The sequence below is a fragment of the Streptosporangium sp. NPDC003464 genome, from assembly GCF_053588315.1.
Window position 1 is genome coordinate 1 of record NZ_JBSFPS010000185.1, and the last position, 20244, is coordinate 20244.

At 70.8% G+C, this 20244-nt stretch carries 18 protein-coding genes; 10 read left to right on the forward strand and 8 right to left on the reverse strand.

Features of this window, described 5'->3' with window-relative positions; translation table 11 throughout:
- Positions 1-75: 75 nt before the first annotated feature.
- Both ACWDS7_RS32425 and ACWDS7_RS32430 read right to left on the reverse strand, forming a co-directional pair.
- Positions 76-1494 carry a rhamnulokinase gene (locus tag ACWDS7_RS32425; RefSeq protein ID WP_451932349.1) on the reverse strand — a complete coding sequence of 473 codons (1419 nt, stop codon included), beginning with the start codon at positions 1492-1494 and terminating at the stop codon, positions 76-78.
- 3 nt (positions 1495-1497) lie between these two features.
- Positions 1498-1761, reverse strand: coding sequence for a LacI family DNA-binding transcriptional regulator (locus tag ACWDS7_RS32430; RefSeq protein WP_451932350.1), 264 nt, complete (start codon positions 1759-1761; stop codon positions 1498-1500).
- A gap of 227 nt (positions 1762-1988) precedes the next feature.
- Here ACWDS7_RS32430 and rhaI point away from each other — a divergent pair, with 227 nt between their 5' ends.
- The 3 genes from rhaI to ACWDS7_RS32445 all read left to right on the forward strand — a co-directional run bounded on the left by rhaI (position 1989) and on the right by ACWDS7_RS32445 (position 6659).
- Entirely contained in the window at positions 1989-3161 is a 1173-nt protein-coding gene (gene rhaI / locus ACWDS7_RS32435; protein WP_451932351.1) for an L-rhamnose isomerase, read from the forward strand.
- 88 nt (positions 3162-3249) lie between these two features.
- On the forward strand, positions 3250-5298 hold the full coding sequence (locus tag ACWDS7_RS32440; RefSeq protein WP_451932352.1) for a bifunctional aldolase/short-chain dehydrogenase: 2049 nt from the start codon (positions 3250-3252) through the stop codon (positions 5296-5298).
- Positions 5299-5834: 536 nt separating this feature from the next.
- Positions 5835-6659, forward strand: coding sequence for an alpha/beta fold hydrolase (locus ACWDS7_RS32445; RefSeq protein ID WP_306860771.1), 825 nt, complete (start codon positions 5835-5837; stop codon positions 6657-6659).
- A 322-nt stretch (positions 6660-6981) separates the two neighbouring features.
- Here ACWDS7_RS32445 and ACWDS7_RS32450 read toward each other — a convergent pair whose 3' ends face one another.
- The gene (locus ACWDS7_RS32450; RefSeq protein WP_451932353.1) at positions 6982-8151 is read right to left on the reverse strand and encodes an aminotransferase class V-fold PLP-dependent enzyme; all 1170 of its coding nucleotides are present in this window, start codon (positions 8149-8151) and stop codon (positions 6982-6984) included.
- 373 nt (positions 8152-8524) lie between these two features.
- On the opposite strand from ACWDS7_RS32450, the gene ACWDS7_RS32455 reads away from it, so the two are divergent.
- Complete coding sequence (locus ACWDS7_RS32455) at positions 8525-9787, forward strand: C39 family peptidase (RefSeq protein WP_451932354.1); 1263 nt, start codon at positions 8525-8527, stop codon at positions 9785-9787.
- Here the strand turns inward: ACWDS7_RS32455 and ACWDS7_RS32460 are convergent.
- Both ACWDS7_RS32460 and ACWDS7_RS32465 read right to left on the reverse strand, forming a co-directional pair.
- Complete coding sequence (locus ACWDS7_RS32460) at positions 9721-10866, reverse strand: AAA family ATPase (RefSeq protein ID WP_451932363.1); 1146 nt, start codon at positions 10864-10866, stop codon at positions 9721-9723. The two genes, ACWDS7_RS32455 and ACWDS7_RS32460, sit on opposite strands and share 67 nt — an antisense overlap.
- Before the next feature lie 174 nt (positions 10867-11040).
- Positions 11041-12081 (reverse strand): FkbO/Hyg5 family chorismatase, encoded by a 1041-nt coding sequence (locus ACWDS7_RS32465; protein ID WP_451932355.1) that lies wholly within the window; start codon positions 12079-12081, stop codon positions 11041-11043.
- 360 nt (positions 12082-12441) lie between these two features.
- On the opposite strand from ACWDS7_RS32465, the gene ACWDS7_RS32470 reads away from it, so the two are divergent.
- A complete protein-coding gene (locus ACWDS7_RS32470) occupies positions 12442-13266 on the forward strand; it encodes a class I SAM-dependent methyltransferase (protein ID WP_451932356.1) in 825 nt (274 codons plus the stop codon).
- A 113-nt stretch (positions 13267-13379) separates the two neighbouring features.
- On the opposite strand, the gene ACWDS7_RS32475 is transcribed toward ACWDS7_RS32470, so the two are convergent.
- Positions 13380-14033, reverse strand: coding sequence for a hypothetical protein (locus ACWDS7_RS32475; protein WP_451932357.1), 654 nt, complete (start codon positions 14031-14033; stop codon positions 13380-13382).
- Positions 14034-14229: 196 nt separating this feature from the next.
- On the opposite strand from ACWDS7_RS32475, the gene ACWDS7_RS32480 reads away from it, so the two are divergent.
- From ACWDS7_RS32480 to ACWDS7_RS32495, 4 genes are all read left to right on the forward strand, one after another.
- Complete coding sequence (locus ACWDS7_RS32480; RefSeq protein ID WP_306860754.1) at positions 14230-14556, forward strand: hypothetical protein; 327 nt, start codon at positions 14230-14232, stop codon at positions 14554-14556.
- 204 nt (positions 14557-14760) lie between these two features.
- Positions 14761-15606, forward strand: coding sequence for a TrmH family RNA methyltransferase (locus ACWDS7_RS32485; RefSeq protein ID WP_451932358.1), 846 nt, complete (start codon positions 14761-14763; stop codon positions 15604-15606).
- Between the two features lie 25 nt (positions 15607-15631).
- Complete coding sequence (locus tag ACWDS7_RS32490; protein WP_451932359.1) at positions 15632-15787, forward strand: hypothetical protein; 156 nt, start codon at positions 15632-15634, stop codon at positions 15785-15787.
- A gap of 957 nt (positions 15788-16744) precedes the next feature.
- Positions 16745-16993, forward strand: coding sequence for a LuxR C-terminal-related transcriptional regulator (locus ACWDS7_RS32495; RefSeq protein ID WP_306860747.1), 249 nt, complete (start codon positions 16745-16747; stop codon positions 16991-16993).
- Here ACWDS7_RS32495 and ACWDS7_RS32500 read toward each other — a convergent pair.
- Entirely contained in the window at positions 16986-18065 is a 1080-nt protein-coding gene (locus ACWDS7_RS32500) for a GDSL-type esterase/lipase family protein (protein WP_451932360.1), read from the reverse strand. The genes ACWDS7_RS32495 and ACWDS7_RS32500 overlap by 8 nt on opposite strands.
- A 181-nt stretch (positions 18066-18246) precedes the next feature.
- Between ACWDS7_RS32500 and ACWDS7_RS32505 the strand changes: the two genes are divergently transcribed.
- Complete coding sequence (locus ACWDS7_RS32505; RefSeq protein WP_451932361.1) at positions 18247-19173, forward strand: hypothetical protein; 927 nt, start codon at positions 18247-18249, stop codon at positions 19171-19173.
- Positions 19174-19318: 145 nt separating this feature from the next.
- On the opposite strand, the gene ACWDS7_RS32510 is transcribed toward ACWDS7_RS32505, so the two are convergent.
- Positions 19319-20023, reverse strand: coding sequence for an HAD family hydrolase (locus ACWDS7_RS32510; protein WP_451932362.1), 705 nt, complete (start codon positions 20021-20023; stop codon positions 19319-19321).
- Between the last annotated feature and the right edge of the window lie 221 nt (positions 20024-20244).

The window sequence follows — 20244 nt, forward strand, 5'->3', positions numbered from 1 at the left end:
GGGCAGGCGACATGTCAAACAGCTCGGTGGCGACGGTGTTCGCGACGCCACTCAGCTCTGCCGCGGCGCCGCCGCTCAGCGATCGGCCAGCCGGGCCGCGGCCCGGGCCCATGCCTCCTCCTCGGCCCCGGGGCGGTAGGTGACGAGCTGCTCACCCCGCCGCACCAGGGCGCGGATGTCGGAGACCACACCCTGGGCGCGGGCCTGGACCAGCGCGTTGCCCAGGGCGGCGGCCTCCACCGGGCCGGCGATCACCGGCAGGCCGGTCGCGTCGGCGGTCATCTGGCACAGCAGCGCGTTGCGGGCACCGCCGCCGACCACGTGCACGACCTCCACGTCCTGGCCGCTGAGCCGTACGGCGTCGCGGACCGTCCGGCGGTAGGCGAGGGCCAGGCTCTCCAGCACGCACCGCACGGTCTGGGCCCTGCCGTCCGGGGGCCGCTGGCCGGTGCGCTCGCAGAACGCGGCGATCCTGGCGGGCATGTCGCCGGGCGGCAGGAAGGCGGGGTCGTCGGGGTCGATCACCGCCTGGAAGGGCCGGGCCCGCGCGGCGGCCGCGAGCAGTTCGGGCAGGCCGGCGTCGCCCCAGGCGCGCACGCACTCCTGCAGGATCCACAGGCCCATCACGTTGCGCAGATAGCGGATGGTGCCGTCCAGGCCGCCCTCGTTGGTGAAGTTGGCCAGGCGGCTCTCCTCGGTCAGGACGGGCCGGGGGAGTTCGAGCCCGACGAGTGACCAGGTGCCGGAGGAGATGTAGGCGAACCGGTCGGTCACGGCGGGCACCGCCACGACCGCCGAGGCGGTGTCGTGCGAGGCCACCGCGGTGACCGGGGTGGAGCCGGGCAGCCCGGTCTCCGCGGCGACCTCGGCGCGGAGCGTCCCGGCGGCCGACCCCGGCCGCCGCAGCTCCGGCAGGATCCCGGCCGGCAGCCCCAGCCGGTCCGCCAGCCCGCGGGCCCAGCCACCGGTCCGCACGTCGTACAGCCCGGTGGTGGAGGCGTTGGTGGCCTCCGCGCCGACGGAGCCGGTCAGCCAGTGGGTCAGCAGGTCGGGGATCATCAGCAGTGTCTCGGCCCGGCCGAGATCCGGTTCGGCGAGCAGTTGGTAGACCGTGTTGAACGGCAGGAACTGCAGGCCGCTGACCTGGTAGAGCACCTCGGCCCCCACGTCTGCGGCGACCCGCTCCATGATCCCGTTGGTCCGCCCGTCGCGGTAGTGCACCGGGTTGCCGATGAGCCGCCCGGCGCCGTCGAGCAGGCCGTAGTCGACCGCCCAGGAGTCGATGCCGACCGAGTCGACCGGACCGGCCGCACGCAGTCCGTCGAGCACTCCCCGGTACAGGGCGAGGATGTCCCAGTGCAGGGTCCCGCCGGCCCGGACCGGGCGGTTGGCGAAGCGGTGCACCTCGGTGAGACGCACCCGGCCGTCGGCTATCCGCGCGGTCATCACCCGGCCGCTGGAGGCACCCAGGTCCACTGCCGCATATACGCTCATCCGTCACTCATCACTGCTCGTCGGGTGGTCGCCGCCCCGCCCGGCCCGGCCGGTGGACTCGCGGACGACCAGTTCGGGCTGGAACATGATCTGCCGGTGGGCGTGCGCGGCGGGGGCGCCGCACTCCTCCAGCAGCAGCTCGGCGGCGATCTGCCCGAGCTTGTAGGTGGGCAGCCGGCCCGAGGTGGTCCGGTTGAGCACGTTCGAGACCGTGCCGGGGGAGACCTGCGCGAGCTGGGCGACGTCCTTGATGCTGACAGTGCCCAACTGCCCTCCCGGTCCCGGTGTCGTTAAAACGTGTTACTCAGCTCGCGGAGACCTTATCCAAACACGCCGCCCGGCCGGGCGCCACCCTGCGCCCGACATGAGGCGTAACGCATTGGGTACGGGCTGCTCATCCCCCATTGACAGGGCCGGATCGCCGGGTTTAGCGTCCCGTCCGATCCTCTAAAACGTTTTTAAGTCCAGAGAGTCGGAGAGGGGAACCGGAGTTCATGAGCGACATCAGGGCCACGCTGCGGGCGCAGGCCATCGAGACCCCGTCCTGGGCGTACGGCAACAGCGGCACCCGGTTCAAGGTGTTCGCCCAGCGGGGCGTGCCCCGTGACCCCTACGAGAAGCTGGCCGACGCGGCCCAGGTGCACGCCTTCACCGGGGTCGCGCCGACGGTGGCGCTGCACATCCCCTGGGACCGGGTGGACGACTACGCCGACCTGGCCCGGCACGCGACCGAGCTGGGCGTGCGGATCGGTGCGATCAACTCCAACGTCTTCCAGGACGACGACTACCGGCTGGGCAGCGTCACCAACCCCGACCCGGCGGTGCGGCGCAAGGCGCTGGACCACCTGCTGGCGTGCGTGGACGTCATGGACGCCACCGGCTCCGACACGCTGAAGCTGTGGTTCTCCGACGGCACCAACTACCCCGGCCAGGACGACATCCGCGACCGGCAGGACCGGCTGGCCGAGGCGCTGGCGGCCGTCTACGACCGGCTGGGCGAGGGGCAGCGCTTCCTGCTGGAGTACAAGCTGTTCGAGCCCGCCTTCTACGTGACCGACGTGCCCGACTGGGGCACCGCCTACGCGCACTGCCTGCGGCTGGGCGACAAGGCGCAGGTGGTGGTGGACACCGGGCACCACGCGCCGGGCACCAACATCGAGTTCATCGTGGCGTTCCTGCTCCGGGAGGGCAAGCTCGGCGGGTTCGACTTCAACTCCCGCTTCTACGCCGACGACGACCTGATGGTGGGGGCGGCCGACCCGTTCCAGCTCTTCCGGATCATGTACGAGGTGATCCGCGGCGGCGCCCTCTCCGGCCGGTACGCCGGGCCGGAGCAGGGGGTGGCGTTCATGCTCGACCAGTGCCACAACATCGAGCCGAAGATCCCCGGCCAGATCCGCTCGGTGATGAACATCCAGGAGGCCACGGCCAAGGCGCTGCGGATCGACCGGGACGCGCTGGCCAGGGCCCAGGCCGAGGGCGACGTGCTGGGCGCCAACGCCGTGCTGATGGACGCCTACAGCACCGACGTCCGGCCGCTGCTGGCCGAGCTGCGCCAGGAGATGGGCCTCGACCCCGACCCGATGGCCGCCTACGCCCGCTCCGGCTATTCCGAGAAGATCGTCGCCGAGCGTGTCGGCGGCACCCAGGCGGGCTGGGGCGCCTGACCGCCGCACCCGTCCCGCCGGACGCGTCCCATGCCGGGGCGCGGGACGGCACATCGAGAGATCACTGTTTATCCGTGGGGGATGTTCCATGACTTCGCCGGTTGAGAAGCTGCTGCGGCGCTCGCACGCGCTCGGCGCGGATCCGCGCAACACGAACTTCGCGGGCGGCAACACCTCGGCCAAGGGAGCGGCCGTCGACCCGGTGACCGGGTCCGAGGTGGAGCTGATGTGGGTCAAGGGGTCGGGCGGCGACCTCGGCACGCTGACCGAGGCGGGCCTGGCCGTACTGCGGCTGGACCGGCTGCGGGCGCTGGCCCAGGTGTATCCGGGGGTGGAGCGCGAGGACGAGATGGTCGCCGCGTTCGATTTCTGCGCCTTCGGCAAGGGGGGCGCCGCGCCGTCGATCGACACCGCCATGCACGGCCTGGTCGAGGCCGCCCACGTGGACCACCTGCACCCGGACGCGGGCATCGCGATCGCCACCGCCGCGGACGGCGAGGAGCTGACGGCGCGGATCTTCGGCGACCGGGTGGTCTGGGTGCCGTGGCGCCGCCCCGGCTTCCAGCTCGGCCTGGACATCGCCGCCATCAAGGACGCCCACCCGGAGGCGGTCGGCTGCGTCCTGGGCGGCCACGGCATCACCGCCTGGGGCGCCACCTCCGAGGAGTGCGAGGCCAACTCGCTGTGGATCATCCGGACCGCCGAGGCCCACATCGCCGAGCACGGCGCGGCCGAGCCGTTCGGACCGGTCAGGCCCGGCTACGGCGCGCTGCCGGAGGAGGCCCGGCGCGAGCGGGCCGCCGCCCTGTTCCCGGTGATCCGCGGCCTGGCCTCCACCGACGTCCGGCAGGTCGGCCACTACACCGCCACCGAGGAGGTCCTGGACTTCCTGTCGCGCGAGCGCCACCCCGAGCTGGCCGCGCTCGGCACCTCCTGCCCCGACCACTTCCTGCGGACCAAGGTCGCCCCGCTGGTGCTCGACCTGCCCGCCGACGCGCCGCTGGCCGAGGTCACGGTACGGCTGGGCGAGCTGCACGCCGCCTACCGCGAGAATTACGCGGCCTACTACGACCGGCACGCCACCCCGGACTCGCCCGCCATGCGCGGCGCCGACCCGGCGATCGTCCTGGTCCCCGGCGTCGGCATGTTCAGCTTCGGCAAGGACAAGCAGACCGCCCGGGTGGCGGGGGAGTTCTACGTCAACGCGATCAACGTGATGCGCGGCGCCGAGGCGCTGTCCAGCTACGCCCCGATCGAGGAGTCGGAGAAGTTCCGCATCGAGTACTGGGAGCTGGAGGAGGCCAAGCTCCGCCGGATGCCCGCGCCCAAGCCGCTGGCCACCCGGGTCGCGCTGGTCACCGGGGGCGGGTCGGGCATCGGTGCCGCCACCGCCCGCAGGCTCGCGGCCGAGGGCGCCTGCGTGGTCGTCGCCGACCGCGACCTCGCCGCGGCCGAGAAGGTCGCCGCCGAGCTCGGCGCCCGGGCCTACCGGCCCGAGGACGTCGCGACCGCCGTACAGGCGGACGTCACCGACGAGGAGCAGGTCGTCGCGGCCGTACGGCAGGCGGTGCTGGCCCTCGGCGGCGTCGACCTGATCGTCAACAACGCCGGGCTGTCGCTGTCCCGGTCGCTGCTGGAGACCAGCGTCGCCGACTGGGACCTGCAGCACGACGTGATGGCCCGCGGCTCGTTCCTGGTCTCCCGCGAGACCGCCCGCGTCATGATCGACCAGCGGATGGGCGGGGACGTCGTCTACATCTCCTCCAAGAACTCGATCTTCGCCGGGCCTGACAACGTCGCCTACGGCGCGGCCAAGGCCGACCAGGCCCACCAGGTCCGCCTGCTCGCCGCCGAGCTGGGCCAGTACGGGATCCGGGTCAACGGCGTCAACCCCGACGGTGTGGTCCGCGGGTCCGGGATCTTCGCCTCCGGCTGGGGCGCCAACCGGGCGGCGGTGTACGGGGTGGAGGAGGACAAGCTCGGCGAGTTCTACGCCCAGCGCACCCTGCTCAAGCGCGAGGTGCTGCCCGAGCACATCGCCGCCGCGGTCTTCGCCCTCACCGGCGGAGAGCTGTCGCTCACCACGGGCCTGCACATCCCCGTCGACGCCGGCGTCGCCGCGGCCTTCCTGCGGTAGGCCCCCGCAAGAGGTGGTCCCGCGCCGACCCCTGACCTGTCGTGATCCAAGAATGGGCACGTCCGCACGCCGGACGTGCCCATTTTGACGTCCGGCTGGCAGGAAGTGGTCGACCGCGGGCAACTTGCTGTCTCCGAAATCCCTGGTTCCGGAACCCCGGAACGCGCAGAGTTGTCTTTACGAGGACAGCTGAAAGGACGGAGGAAGGGCCTCGGGAAAAGGTCACATGGATTTCCGTCGGCGGCTCCACCTGGGAAAGGAGGAGGAAAGCGGCCGGACCGCCGGACCCGAGAATCGTGTCGAATTTAAATTGTCGGCGAATTTACGGACATCAGGAATGGAGATGGAATGTTCTATTCGGAGAGCGGACTGAAGGCGTTGGGCGGACCGGCGGGGAGACCGGCGACCGGGCCGGGCGGCGGGGAGACGGCCGGCGCGTGGATCCACGCCCAGCCGCCGGGACCCCGCGTGACCGGTCGCTGGACGCGGACGTACGCCCGCGTCCAGAACCGCTTACACGATCAGAAGGGGATCCCATGACTGAGATGGCGTCGGGCAACGGCGCGGCCACCGCCATGAGCAAAGTCCTTTCGAGTGACGGCACCGCCATCGCCTTCGAACGGGTGGGGCAGGGGCCGGCGCTCATCCTGGTGGGCGGGGCGCTCAGCCACCGGGCGCTGCCGGGGATGGTGGAGCTGACCGGGCTGCTGTCGCGGCACTTCACCGTCGTCAACTACGACCGCCGAGGCCGGGGCGACAGCGGGGACAGGGAGCCGTACGCGGTGGAGCGGGAGATCGAAGATCTCGACGCCATGATCAACATGGTGGGCGGGTCGGCGTCGGTGTGGGGCATCTCCTCCGGGGGAGTCCTCGCCCTCAAGGCGGCGGCGCACGGCCTGGCCATCAACAAGCTGGCGCTGTACGAACCACCGTTCGTGGCCGGTGGCAGTGGCCGCCGGCCACCGGCCGATCACCAGGAGCGGCTGACGCGGCTGGTCGCGGCCGGGCGGCGGAGCGAGGCGGCCGCCTACTTCATGACGAAGGTGGTCGGCGTCCCCTCGGTGCTCGTGGCGGCGATGCGGCTGCTGCCCCGGTGGTCACGGCTCAAGGCGGTGGCCAACACGCTGCCCTACGACGCCGCGGTGATGGGGGACTACTCGTTACCGGTCAGGCAGCTGGGCCTGATCACGGTGCCGACGCTCGTGATGGCCGGGGAGAGGAGCCCGGCGGTGCGGCGACAGGCGGCGCGGGAGCTCACCGAGGCCGTCCCCACCGCGCGGCACCGCCCGCTGGAGGAGCAGAACCACAACGTGTCGATGAAGGCCCTCGCGCCCGTGCTGGTGGAGTACTTCAAAGACTGAGAGGCCTGGAAGGAGAGGGTGAGAAGGGCGAGTGACCTGAGAGGAGAGACTGAAGGGAGAGGCGGCGCGTCCCGTGCCCGGCCTCCGGTCCGCCCCGGAGGCCGTGCGCGGGACGCAGGCATGTGTCCTGCCGGTGCCGGGGATCACGGGTGCCGGACAGGCAGTGGTGCCGGAGCGGCAGCGGCGTCGCGCCTCGCCGCGGCGCCGCGGCGATCAGGCGGGCGGCAGCGCGCTCAGGAGTCCCGGCGGGTGGCAGCGTACTCAGGAGTCCCGGCGGGTGGCAGCGTACTCAAGGTCCCCGGCGGGTCCGCGCGGGACGGGGTCAGGCGCCGAGTCCGGCCAGAAGGGCGGCGAGACGGTGGATGTCGTCGACGGTGATGTCCACGTGCGGGCTGAAGCGCAGCACCGGACGGGTCATGTCGTGCGGCGCCCGCTCCGTTCCGGCGACGGTGCTGACCACCCCGTGGTGGAGCAGTCCGGCACGGGTCCGTCCGACGTCGTGGCCGCGCTCCCGCGGCTCCAGGGACACGATCGCGCCGGGCGCGTCGAGCGGGTCCCGCAGCCGCCAGCCGGGGAGACCGGCGAGCGCCGAGCGGAGCGCGGAGCCGACGGCGTGCAGCCGTTCCCTGATCAGGGCGGGGCCCAGCCCGTGATATTCGCGCAGTGCGGTGGCCAGCCCGGCACGGCCGGCGACGGACGCCTCACGGCTCTCCAGACGGCGTACCGGCCGCTGTTCGCCGGGCCACGCCCCGACGGCGAGCGCGGGGGCTCTGGGGATCAGGCGTGCCTGCCACGGATCCCGCACCCCCAGATAGCCCACACCGCGCGGGCCGCAGAGATATTTCCGGCCCGTGCCGTAGACCGCCGCGCAGCCGGTCGTCGGCAGGTCGATCTGGCCCAGCGCCTGAGCGGTGTCGACCACGACGGGCACCTCGGCCGGCTCGCACACCGCCACGGCCTCCGCCACCGGCTGGACCAGCGCGCGGTGCGCCGCCGCGGCGGTGAGATGCACCATCGCCGGCCGGTCCGCGGCCAGCCGCCGGCGGAGGGCCTCCACATCCAACCGCCCCTGGCCGTCTGCGGCGAGGAGCTCCACGCGCAGCCCGCGGTCGCCGAACGCCGCCAGGTTCGGCCCCCACTCGCTGGGCAGCACCCACACGCGGTCCCCGGTCTCGACGGGCCACGAGGCCAGCAACTGCGCGAGCGCGGCCGACCCGCTCTCCACGAAGGCCAGGTCGTCGCCGTCGAAGCCCAGCAGGGCGCCCAGCAGGTCACGTGCTCCGCGCAGCTCCTCCGTGACCGCGGCCTCCGCGACGTATCCGCCCACTCCGGCCTCAAGGGCGAGGTGGTCGGCGACGCGGTCGCGGACGGCCCGGCTGGTCCGCCCGCACGCGGCGGTGTCCACGTGCAGCCCCTGAGCCGGTCCGCGCGCGGCGGCCCAGCTACGCCCGACCTCCTCGTGCGGCAGCTCCCGGCCCACGGCCGTCCTCACCGGCCGTCCCGGCCGCCGCCGTGACCGGACCCGTTCACCGTGCCCGGGACCGGGGCACGCCGCTCCGCGGGTGAGACCGGGGCACGCCGCTCCGTGGGCGGGGCCGGGCGATCACCCGCCACCGGGCCACCCGGCCTGTGCCCGGTCCGCGGGCGGTCGATCAGTGATCACGATCCCAATGGTAGAGGCGTGCCCCCCGAGATCCACCTGGTCGCCCGGCGATCCCACGGCACGGCCACATGGTCACCGGCGACCGCGGAGGCGTCCGACCACGGAGGCATCGGGTCGCGATACGTAAATTCCCCGATGCGGGAAACGCCCTCGGGGCTCTACCGTCTGGGAGGTCGAGAGCCCCCCAGGCAAGGGTGAGCCCATGCGCGTGCTGAGCGTGTTCGTCTCCGCCGTCCTGCTGACCACGACCTTCACGACCGCCGCCGCGAGCTCCGCCGCGGCCGAGGCGAAACCTCCACCCGGCCCGGTGAACGTCGTCTACCAGCGGGCCGCCTTCACCACGGGCACCGCCGAAGGCGTGACGGCCGGAGACGGCCTGTCCTTCGCCTCCCCGGCCGGGACGACCTCCTACACCGACGCGCTCGGCACCAGGACCTGGGAGTACGCCCGCTGGACCGGCCCGGAACAGCAGGTCGGCTTCGCCGCGACGGAGCTGATCGCCTCCTGGACCGCCGACACCCCGCCCGGTAGCTGGCTGCAGGTCGAGATGCGCGGCCGCCACGCGGCCGGGCTGACCAAGTGGTACGTCATGGGCCGCTGGGCCTACGGCGAGGCCGACATCCGGCGCACCTCGGTGCCGGGCCAGGCCGACGCCGACGGCACCGTGTCCGTCGACACCTTCGTCGCGGCGGCGGGCAGGGCGGTCACCGCCTACCAGCTGCGCGTCACGCTGCACCGCACGCCCGGCTCCGCCGTGACGCCGAAGGTGCGGACGCTGGGGGCGATGGCCTCGGCCGTCCCCGAGCGCAAGACAGTGCCGGTCAGTCCCGGCGGCGGGGCGTGGGGGACCGAGCTGAACGTGCCCCGCCGCTCCCAGAGCATCCACCAGGGCCACTACCCCGAGTGGGACGGCGGCGGTCAGGCGTGGTGCAGCCCGACCTCGACCACGATGGTCCTCGGCTACTGGGGCAGGTGGCCCAGCGCGCAGGACACCTCCTGGGTCGACCCGTCCGACCCCAATCCCGAGGTGGACTACGCCGCCCGATACACCTACGACCACGCCTACCAGGGCGCCGGCAACTGGCCGTTCAACACCGCCTACGCCGGCCGCTACGGCATGGAGGGGTTCATCACCCGGCTGCGTTCGCTGACCGAGCTGGAGCGCCTGATCGCCGCCGGCATCCCGGTGATCACTTCCCAGTCGTTCAAGAAGGGCGAACTGCCCGGCGCGGGATACGGCACCGACGGCCACATCATGGTGGTGGTGGGCTTCACCGCCACCGGCGACGTCATCGCCAACGACCCCGCCTCGCCGAGCAACGACGCGGTGCGCCGGATCTACCCGCGGGCCGACTTCGAGAACATCTGGCTGCGCAGCTCCAGCAGTGGCGGCGTCGTCTACGTCATCCACCCGCCGGGCCACGCCCTGCCCCCCACCGTCCCGGGGCTGCCCGCCAACTGGTAGGACCCCACCCGCCCGCGGTGTGCCGCCCGGCGCGCCGCGGGCGTGACTCCGCCTTCCCCAGGACGTCCGCCTTCCCGAGGCGTCCGCCTGACGGCGGTCGGCTTGATCTCCTGGTCGTACCAGATGTTGAGCGCGTTGTTGCGGATCAGGGGGCCGAGCATGGTCGTCAGCTCCGTCAGCCACGCGCGGTCCTTCCTGCTGTAGCTGATGAAGACGCGGTCGCGTTTCACGGCCACCGGCCGCCCCTTCTTGTCCAGGAGAGTCGCGGGGCGCGCTCCCCTGACGACGTCTTCGTCCACGAGGCAGGAATGGATGTCCTTCCTGCCGGGGAGCAGGAACAGCACGTCGCGCATGGTCCGGTCGAGGACGCGGTGCAGCCCGCGCGCCCCCGCCTGCTCCCTGAGCGCCCGCTGGACGAGCTCCTCCACCGCTCCGTCGGTGACCGTGAGATCGCAGCGGTGCTCGCTCAGCAACGCCTGGTACTGCCGGATCGGCGACTGCGGCGTCGAGTGCAGGATGGAGCGGAGATGATCGGCGCTCAGCGGCTCGAAGGCGCTGATGGTGGTGGACCGGGCGGCGAACTCCGGCATGAGCCCGAAGGCGATCAGGTCCTCCTGACCGGTCTCGGTCAGGATCCTCCCCGGCTCCGCCGGGACCTGCTGCGGTGTCTTCAGCCGCGTCCGCACCAGGCGGTCGGCCACGATGCGGGTGAGCCCTTCGAACGACCCGCCGCCGATGAACAGGATCCCCTCGGTGTTGACGGCCGTGCGGTCGCTGGAGGGGTGCTTGCGGTTGCTCTTCGGGTCGTAGGTGACGTCCGTCCCGCTCAATATGTTGAGCAGCGCCTGCTGGACGCCCTCCCCGGAGACGTCGCGCGTGATGCTGGGGTTGACCGACTTGCCGGCGAGCTTGTCTATTTCGTCGATGTAGATGATGCCGCTCTCGGCGGCCTCCCGGTTGCCGCCGGCCACCTTGAGGAGGTCCTTGAACATGCCCTCGACGTCTTCGCCGACATAGCCGGCCTCCGTGTACGTCGTGGCGTCGACGATCGCGAGGGGGAGGTCGAGAGCCGCGGCCAGCGCCTTTTGATCTCAGAGTAATCCGCGCCCACTGCCCGTGATGCTGTGATTTCTGGTTTTCTGCCGACGGATCATCGGAATCCCGGCGGAGCCGGCCCGCGGTTCACCGGCCGGCCGGACCCGCCTCCCCACGCCCGTGCCGCGCGGGGGGACCGGTCCCGGAGTCCGGTGGGTTCACGCTCCGCCGGAGGCCGTCAGGCGCTCCGGCGTGACCATCCCCTCGATCTCCACCAGGAGGTCGTCCCGGCATATGTCCACGTTCAGATAGGTGACTTCGGCGTCCCCGGAGAAAGCGCCGGAACACATCCGCCGCACGAGAGGTATGTCCGCGTCGCGCTTCACGTAGACCTTCACGGAATCAAGGTCCTGGAGCGTCAGGTCCGCGCCGATTCCATATTTTGCGAGATTCCCCGGGCCGATGAGCACCGAGATGTTGTCGAGCGTCGTGGCGCACTGCCGTTCGATGTCGCCCTTATAGACGGTCTCGCAGCCAAGTATGCTGGCGGTCCCGGAGACGAACAGGTAATCGGACCGGACGGGGCTCCCCGATGACAGGTAGGTGGCCCGGGCGAAGCTGGGCGACTTTATCCCGTATCTCGGCGGATAGCGGTAGGCGGGGGTCTGCCGGGGATTCTCGATATTCGTCACCCGCGCCGAACGGCACGCGATGAAATAGAACGCCACACCGCCGCCGTGACTCCCCACGCAGGTGGCGGCGGGTATGAGCCGCTCCGACATCTGCCGCTGCTCGAACGCGGCCGCGCGGCCTCTGCAGAACTGGGTGTACACGTTGTGGCCGCCGTCGTCCACGTCGTTGATCTCGTTGACCATGTTCCACACGCGGACGACGTTCGGGTAGCCGAGCAGCTCGATGAGCTCGAATGCCGCCAGGTAGGCGGCCTCGGTCGAGGTGACGTAGTCCGCGGTCTCCTCGATCCGCCCGCAGCAGAACAGATACTCCCCGTCGTGCGCGTACGCCAGGCCCTTGTGCCGCCCGCTCGTCACGTCCGCGGTGGTCCGCCACACCTCCGTGAACGCCGGGCTCCCGTCGTCGCGCATCGACAGCGTCAGCGACGGATGGCCGTCCCGGACGACCGGACCACCGGCCCGATCCGAGTATCCGACCGCGCCCAGCACCCGGCCGGCCGGACTCGCCCCGGGGTCCGCGTTCTCGAATCGGCAGCTCAGGCCGGCCAGAGAAGTGGTAATGGTCATCGTCGGTCCTGTCTGCCGGAGACGGTTCGTCCCCAAGCATGAGTGTCCCGATCCTCGCCGATCATCTTCCGTATTGCGGCCGCCACCCCTATTCCGCATTGCGCCGTCCTTGCCTCCGCCTTTTCCGAATTGTGCGGACAATGGCGGCGGGGACGGAGCCCTCACCCCTATTGCCGGAGATCCCTTTTTCGAAGAAGACGGCCTGCCGCGGCCCTGGAATTCTCGGTGGGGCGGGGCAGTGGCCTCCCACCGCCCCGTGAATGTCGTCATATCCGTGGACGGGACCGCCTCTGCTCCATCCGGTCCGTGGCATAACGATTCCCCTCAGGGAGCAGCATCTCCTACCCGGAGGTCGCACCGATGACGCAGCAACTCGTCGAGCGTTATGGCGATGGCGTTTTCAACCACGCCACCGTGACCGAGGACGAGCGCCTGAACGCGCTGTCCCAGGAACTGGATCCGGCGTCGTTCAGGCGGCTGGAATCCCTGCCCTTCCGGTCCGACTGGCGCTGTCTGGAGCTGGGCGCGGGGACCGGTACGGTGGCCCGCCGGCTCGCCGAGCGCTGCCCCCGGGGCACCGTGGTCGCCACCGATCTCGATCTGGGGCTCGTCGAGGACCGGCACGGAGAGCGGGCCAACCTGTCATGGCTCCAGCACGACCTGACGCGTGACGACTTCCCTCCCGGGTCCTTCGACTTCATCCACGCCCGCTACCTGTTCTGCCATCTGCGCAGCCGGGAACTGGACCTCGCCCGGGTCGTCAGCTGGCTGGCCCCCGGCGGCTGGCTGATGCTGGAGGAGCCGGCCGAGTTCCCCATCGAATCCTCACCGCACACGGCCTATCGCGAGACGAGCATGGGTGTCTTCACGGCCCTGGCCGAGCGCATCGGCACCGACTGCCGGTGGCCCCGGGCCCTGCACGACCGTCTGAGCCGGGTGGGGCTGGTGGGGGTCGAGATGGACGTCGCTCACTCGGTCGTCGGCGGGGACCGGCCGATGAGCCGCTTCTGGAAGCTGACCATCGACCAGCTCGCCCCGGCCCTGCAGGCCATCGACGGGATCACCACCGCCATGATCGACGAGACCCGGGCCCGGCTGAGCGATCCGGACTTCCGCGATCTGGGGATGGCCACGATCGCCGTCTGGGGCCGGCGGCCCGGCGTCCCCGCGCAGGGCCACGCCTGAACCACCGGACGCGGAGGCGGCCCGGCGGCCCACCGCGTGAGGAGCGAGTGAGGGCGCCGGTGGCGCCGGAGGGGAGCCCCCTACGCCGCCCTGCCTCGCCGGAAGGGAGCCCCCTACACGGCCCTGCCTCGCCGGAGGAGCCGCCACCCCGCTGCGGCGAGGCCGAGGGCCGCCAGGGCCACGCCTCCATGGATCCAGGACGGGCCCGGCCCGTCGCCGGACGTGCTGGGCGCGGGGGGAGCGGCCGAGGGCGCCGAGGACGCCGGGGGCGTGGCCGTACCGAGAGCGGTCAGGAGACCGGCGGTGAGCGGCGCCCCGCTCTGGGCGCCGTCGTCGGCCCGCAGGGGGGCCACGCCCGGACGGACCATCCGGTTCCCGGCGCACAGCGAGGTGTGCAGGGGCACGCCCGGGTCGATCGCGAACAGGCCGGACTCCCCGGCGGAGGCGAACACCAGATACCGGGATCCGGTGGTGAACCGGTAGCCGCACGCGGCCTCGTCGGCGTTGGTGGCCACCTGGAACTCGGCGTCCGCCCGTCCCTTGTAGACCTGGTCCGCGCGGAAGGTGTAGACGATCGGCGGTGTGGGACCGGAGGGGTCGCCCTTGAGCCGGCGGGCGGCCACCACCGTCCCGGTGAAGACGGCGGCCGACTCCTCCACCTGCCGTTGCGGTTCGAGCGGCGCGCAGGAGCAGGCGCACGCCGTACCGGGAGTGGCCACGACGGCGGCGGTCAGCAGGAGCAGGACGGCGAGAACCCGGTATCTCATGCCCTCCATCACGTATCCCTCCGGACGGTGGTTCGGCGGCGGGCTGAGGCGGTGGCCGGCCCCGGTGTGCGTGGGCAGTGCCGTCCCGGCGAGCGGTGCCGGCCGCGCCGCCCCCCGGAGGGTGTCCGGTCGGCGGTCACGCCCCTTCCATCCAGCCGCAAGCCACGCTCAAGCGGGCGTGAATAGATTCCGTGCCGTGAATCTCCGCATGGCATCGTCCAAGTCCTGGGCCGCACTCGTCATCGGCGTGCTCGCCGTCGTCCTGCGCGTCGACATGTCCAACACCCTGACGGTCAACGGGCAGGTCACCTCCTGTAGCTACACCGACCTCGCCGGGATCGGCCTGGGCGGTCTCGCGGCGCTCGTCGCCCTGGGAGCCGGTTGGGAGGTCGCCACCGGCCTCACCCGTTACCAGCCCGTGGTGCGCAAGGGCGTCACCCTGGCCGTGGTGGCCCTTGCGCTCTTCCTCGGCACGGTCGGCCTGCTCAAGGGCTTCGCCGTCATCATGAGCCCCTGCGGCTGAGCCTCCGGCCGCTCCGCCACGGGCCCTTCTCGCCCCCTGCGGGGCGGTACCAAGGTCATCCGGCGCCCGCCCCGGCGGGGTGGTCCGTGAATACGCGCAGGTCGCGTAGGGCGGCCGGGCTCCGGGCAGCCACCCGCCGCCCGGGGTCGGCCAGCGTACGATGCTTGGGCCGCATCGAAGTGGTCATATCGCCTTGGAGGACAGGTGCCAGCGGTCCAACGGATCAACTCACGCAACGCTCGTTTCCAGCAGTGGGAGTCGCTGCTGACCAACCGCAACAAGCGGACCCGAGCTCGGGAGTTCCTGGTCCAGGGCGTCCGTCCGATCTCGCTCGCGGTGGAGTACGGCTGGCCGATCCACGCGCTCATCTACGACGGGAAGCGGAACCTGTCGAAGTGGGCGGAGGAGCTGCTGCGGACGGTGCGGACCGAGCGGATCTCGATGGCTCCGGACATGCTGGCGGACCTGGGCGAGAAGAACGAGACGCCGCCCGAGGTCATCGCCGTCGTGGGGATGCCCGCCGACGACCTCGGCCGCATCAGGGTCGACGACGACTTCCTGGGCGTCCTGTTCGACCGGCCGACGAGCCCGGGGAACATCGGGAGCATCATCCGCTCGGCGGACGCCTTCGGCGCGCACGGGCTGATCGTGGCCGGCCACGCCGCCGATGTGTACGACTCGAAGTCGGTCCGGGCGAGCACCGGCTCGCTGTTCGCCCTGCCCGCCGTCCGGGTGCCGTCGCCGGGCGAGGTGACCGGCTGGGTGGACGCCCAGCGGGCGCACGGAAGGCCGATGGTGCTGGTCGGCACGGACGAGCACGGTGAGTGCGACGTCTTCGACTTCGACTTCACCCAGCCGACGCTGCTGCTGATCGGCAACGAGACCACCGGGCTCAGCAGCGCGTGGCGTGAGCTGTGCGACCACATGGTCAGCATCCCGATGACCGGGGCCGCGAGCTCGCTGAACGCGGCGAACGCCGCGACCGCGGTCCTCTACGAGGCGGCCCGGCAGCGGATCGCCGCCGGGAGGCGGTCGGCGGTCGGGTCCTGACCATGGAGCCGGTCGGGTCCTGACCATGGAGCCGGAGGAGCACGGCTGCGGAGCCGCGGACGTGCTCGGCGGCGCGGGCGGCGTCCGGATCACCATCGTGGACGCGGGCGGCGTCCGGATCACCGTCGTGGGGTCCGGTGGCGGTGAGTTTCACGCCGCCCGCGCTCCGGTGGACCGCTGAACGCACCGGTCACCCATCCGGACGGGAAATCGCGTAGAAGTGGAGGCCGGGCGTATTCCGCCCGGTTCATCCGCGAGATCGCGGTGATTGTCTCCCGCACGGGCGGCGGGCGTTGACAAGTTGACGATTTGACGATGAGCGCCCGGCGATCGGCCGCGCGCCGGTGGCTTATTCCGCAATCTTGGTGATCGCCCCAGAACCGCTCCCTGTGCCGATGGGCCCCGGCGCCGGCGTGCCGGCCGCGATCCGCGGCGCCCCTCCCGGCCAGGCCCGGAGGCCGCCCGGCACCGGTCTGACCAGCGATGTCCGGGCCCCGTCACGTCCGGCAACGATCGCCGTGACAAGCACGTTATCCCCGAATGCGCCGGACGTGAATGCCTGCGGCCGACGCTCTAGTAGATCCCCTAAGAGTCCTTCGGAGGTTAATATCTCGCCGGGCGACATGGCACTCTTACCGGTCAATATGGCACTATTTTAGTCGATCTGGACCATTCGGGGTCTGGACGGATCGCATTTGACAGGGGAAGTTGACATAGCCATGCCCAGGCTTGACATGATGATTTCAATAGTGTATTGGGCGGGCCGTGTCGGGCTGCTTGCGCCTTCTCGACGCCCTCTGTTTATCGGTGCACAACCGATTGTGGACATTGTCAGAATAATCCCTGGTCGGCTCCAAGGATGCGGCGGAGTCGCGCAGCGCCACGTCATCGGCACTCCCCGTCAACTGTGTGCGCAAGCCAGATCCTAGACTCCCGCCGCCCAGTCCACTTGTCCGGTCCACGGTCATGCCGAAATCTCGCGCTGCGCTCCACCATGGCCATGATTAATAATCTCGATTTGTCCGCAGGCATGTGAAAGCGATCACCGGGAGGCGGTTCGGGCGATTACCCGGAAGCGATTCGGGAGCAAACCTTAACGACAGACCGAGAGAGTTTTATGCTTGAACAGGGGAAAAGCATGTACACCAACTTCTCGCTATCGGAACTGGATGTCCGGATCATTGAAAGCATCGCCGCCGGAGAGCGCACCATACATATCGCGGCCAAACTTTATCTGAGCCGCCAGGGGGTCGAGTATCACGTCAGCAAGATGTTGCAGAACCTCAGAGTGCCCAATCGCCCCGCTCTCGTGGCCAAAGCCTATTCCATGGGAATCCTCGCCGCCGGCACCTGGCCGCCGGAGGTCCGGAAGGAGAACGTCAACTGATCCGGGCCGGGACCGGCCTCAACCCGGGGACGAGATCGAGCAGGCCGCGCTGGAAGGCCTCGGCCATGATCTCGTGGCCCCTGGCGTTGAAATGCAGCGGGTCGATCCCCGGGGGCTCCAGATACAGGGCCGTCCATTCCGGTCCGAAAACATCCGGGCCGTGCAGATAGAACAGATTCTCGTCGCCGTGCTCGCGTAGCCGCTCGACCGCCAGCCGAGTGTGCTCGCGGACCTGCTTCAGAGAGAAGACACCGGGGGTCTCCAGGGGATCATGCCAGGGCGAATGGTGATGCGACATGACGACGAACGGGGTCGTGGGATGCTTCTCCCGCACGCTCCGCACCAACCCGATCAGGTTCGCCTGGTAGGTGAACTCGTTCAGGCTGCGGGTGCCGTAGATGTTGATGCCCACGCAGCAGGTGAGCAGGTCCGCCGGAAGGTCTCGCATGAGCGAGCCGTAGAGGGGCTGCAGATGGCACCCCGCCCCGATGGCCAGCGAGGTCAGATCCAGCCCGAGGGATCTCGCGACCGTGGCGAGCCAGGTGCGGCTCGGCGAGAGCGCCCCCCGTCCCTGGGATTCGGAGGAGCCGTAATGCACCCACCTCGGAGCCGGTTCGACGTCCCGCCGGACCGTGGCGTCCGCGGGCACCTCCATTCCGTGCATGACGAACTGGTTCAGGCAGGGCAGCCAGAGCTCCACCTTTTTGTCCCCGCCGGGCAGGCCCTCGACCAGGAACTCGCCGACCGTCCCGCCGGTCTCCAGCCGGACGCTGGCCGCCAGATCGCCGTCCACCACGACGTCCACGTGGCCGACGACGGGCGGCCCGTCCATCTCGGGGGCCGGCCGGGCGGAATATCGGCAGCGCACCCACGTGGCGTCGGTCACGAACGTCACCCGGACGCCCGAGGGCATCGCGGCCCGGCCCATGCCGCCCTCCGGGAAGAAAAGCGCGCGGTCCGCGAAGGGGATCCGCCAGGGCGCTGTGCCGCCGTCGACTTCCTGGAGGGAGACCGCGCCGCGATAGGTCAGCGACGGATCCGTCGCCGACAGCCGACGTGCTGGTGTGTGCATACCCTGATCCACCTTGCCGAAATAGGACGAGGCTTCGGAGCCCAAATAACATTGAGGCACGATCATGCTAACAGTCCGCCCAGAAACCGATCGGAAGAAAAGCTAGAAATTTCCCCATAAAAAAATGGCTAGGCTGTTCTCACCTTTTCGTGTCGCCTGAAGCGCTTACCGGTAGGGGACCATGGGAGACAGCACGACTGTGGGCAAGTCCAATCCGTCCGACCATCCGATGGTGGTGGCGATATGCGCCTTCCGCGTCGAGAACGTACGCAAGAACCTGCGCCATAACCTCGCGCAGTTGTCCGGGGACGAATACTTCGTGCTGCTCGACAAGCCTACGAGCGCCGAGGCCGAACAGGTGGCCGACGAAGTGCGCGCCGCGGGCGGGACCATGCACATCCTCGGCGCCACCGGCGGGATATCGGCCTCACGGAACAGGGTGTTCGCCCGGTGGCCGGGGCACCACGTGCTGTTCGTCGACGACGACGTCCGGCTCGACGCCGCGGCCGTCACCGCGATCCGCGAGTCCCTGCGGGGCGGCGCGCACATGGCCGGGGTCCGGCTGCGGCGGCCGGCCTGGCCCCTGCCCTGGTACCTCACCTCAGGTCAGTTCCACCTCGTCGGCTGGCACCGCGACAGGGGCGAGATCAAGATCTGGGGGGCCTGCATGGCCGTCGACACCGCCTTCGCCCACGCCCACGGGCTCCGCTTCGACCTGGCGCTGAGCCGTACCGGCGGCAACCTCCAGTCCGGGGAGGACACCACCTTCATCAGCCTGATGAGGGAGGCCGGCGGGCGGGAACGCCTGCTGCCGGACTGCTCCGTGGTGCACGACGTGGATCAGAACCGCCTGCGGCTGAGCTACCTCCTGCGGCGGGCGTACTGGCAGGGCCGGACCGAGGCCGGCCGCAACCAGGTGCGCGCGGGGTTCCGCAAGGAGTGGGACCGGCACCGCACCGCGCCGGAGTCGCCCTTCGTCTGGCCGCTGGCCTGCCTTTACGGCGCGGTCACCGCAGCCGGCATCGCCCACGAGCTCCTGCTGCGGCTCCGCAGGCGTCCCGCGCGGGTGTACTCCCAGCAGCAGGGCCGCCCCCGCCGGTGGGCCTGATCACGGCTTCCCGGTCGCGTCCGGCCGCAGTCGGAGCCGGTGGCCCCGGCCCCCGCCGCCGGGCGTTCCTCGACCCGCAGCCTCCTGCCGGAGCCCGCCGGGCGCTCCCCGACCCGCACCCTCCTGCCGGAGCCCGCCGGGACCGTCAGCGCCCGCCGGGACCGGCGTTCAGCGCGGCCAGGGACGCGATGGTCCTGACCTGCTCTCCCTCGGCCGGCGGCGCCGTCCTGACCGCGCGGAACGCGCGGTAGTGCCTGACGAGGTCCGGATGCACGCCGGGCGGGCAGCGGTAGCCGGTGTCGGCGAGGACGAAGGCCACGGGGCAGCCCAGGCTGAGCGCGGGCACCACGTCGTGGTCGACCCGGTTCCCCACGACCAGCAGGTCGGCGGGGGCCGTGCCGAGATGCTCCAGCGCCAGCCCGAGCAGGGCGGGATCAGGCTTGGAGACCCCCACCAGCGAGTCGAGGAACATGGCGTCGCACGCCTCGGTCACCCCCCAGTCCGCCAGGACGTCGGCGCATTCGGGCGGCTGGTTGGCCACGATGACCGTGGGGATCTCCCGGGCCATCGCCGCCACCGCCGCCACCGTGCCGGGGATCTCCTGGGCCAGCTCGCTCCAGGCGCTCCGGACCTGCGCCCAGCTCCGCGCCGCCGCGTCCGAATCGAGCAGTGTCCCGTCGTCGGAGCGCAGATAGAACCGTTCGGCGTGCTCGATGAAGGCTCCGAGCGTCATCGCCGGGTCGTCGGCGCGGAGCCGGTCGAAGGTGCCCTGAAGCCAGGCCAGTTCGAAAGGCTCGTCATAGTAAATGACTCCGCCGACGTCCAGCGCTGCGGCGCTGTATCGGGTCATGGCAACTCACTCCAGTATCGTCCGGGACATCTCGACGAGTCTCGCACGGCGATTATTGGGTAATCGACCCCATGGCCACTAATCGTGGAGTTCGCGGGTAAATACTAGTTGATTCCCTATTATCCGGCGCCGGGCCGCGATCGGCCCGCGATCCTCTCGTATCCTCTCGTGGAGAGCCTTTCTCCAGGGAGGGAGCAGTGGGCGTGACGGAGTTGAGAAGC

What these genes read in the sequence shown, in the direction of transcription:
- ACWDS7_RS32425 (WP_451932349.1), bottom strand. Translation starts at nt 1,494, where the DNA reads ATGAGCGTATATGCGGCAGTGGACCTGGGTGCCTCCAGCGGCCGGGTG.
- ACWDS7_RS32455 (WP_451932354.1), top strand. Translation starts at nt 8,525, where the DNA reads ATGCGCGTGCTGAGCGTGTTCGTCTCCGCCGTCCTGCTGACCACGACC.
- ACWDS7_RS32495 (WP_306860747.1), top strand. Translation starts at nt 16,745, where the DNA reads ATGTACACCAACTTCTCGCTATCGGAACTGGATGTCCGGATCATTGAA.
- ACWDS7_RS32470 (WP_451932356.1), top strand. Translation starts at nt 12,442, where the DNA reads ATGACGCAGCAACTCGTCGAGCGTTATGGCGATGGCGTTTTCAACCAC.
- ACWDS7_RS32445 (WP_306860771.1), top strand. Translation starts at nt 5,835, where the DNA reads ATGACTGAGATGGCGTCGGGCAACGGCGCGGCCACCGCCATGAGCAAA.
- ACWDS7_RS32475 (WP_451932357.1), bottom strand. Translation starts at nt 14,033, where the DNA reads ATGAGATACCGGGTTCTCGCCGTCCTGCTCCTGCTGACCGCCGCCGTC.
- ACWDS7_RS32510 (WP_451932362.1), bottom strand. Translation starts at nt 20,023, where the DNA reads ATGACCCGATACAGCGCCGCAGCGCTGGACGTCGGCGGAGTCATTTAC.
- ACWDS7_RS32490 (WP_451932359.1), top strand. Translation starts at nt 15,632, where the DNA reads ATGGAGCCGGAGGAGCACGGCTGCGGAGCCGCGGACGTGCTCGGCGGC.
- ACWDS7_RS32440 (WP_451932352.1), top strand. Translation starts at nt 3,250, where the DNA reads ATGACTTCGCCGGTTGAGAAGCTGCTGCGGCGCTCGCACGCGCTCGGC.
- ACWDS7_RS32465 (WP_451932355.1), bottom strand. Translation starts at nt 12,081, where the DNA reads ATGACCATTACCACTTCTCTGGCCGGCCTGAGCTGCCGATTCGAGAAC.
- ACWDS7_RS32500 (WP_451932360.1), bottom strand. Translation starts at nt 18,065, where the DNA reads ATGCACACACCAGCACGTCGGCTGTCGGCGACGGATCCGTCGCTGACC.
- rhaI (WP_451932351.1), top strand. Translation starts at nt 1,989, where the DNA reads ATGAGCGACATCAGGGCCACGCTGCGGGCGCAGGCCATCGAGACCCCG.
- ACWDS7_RS32505 (WP_451932361.1), top strand. Translation starts at nt 18,247, where the DNA reads ATGGGAGACAGCACGACTGTGGGCAAGTCCAATCCGTCCGACCATCCG.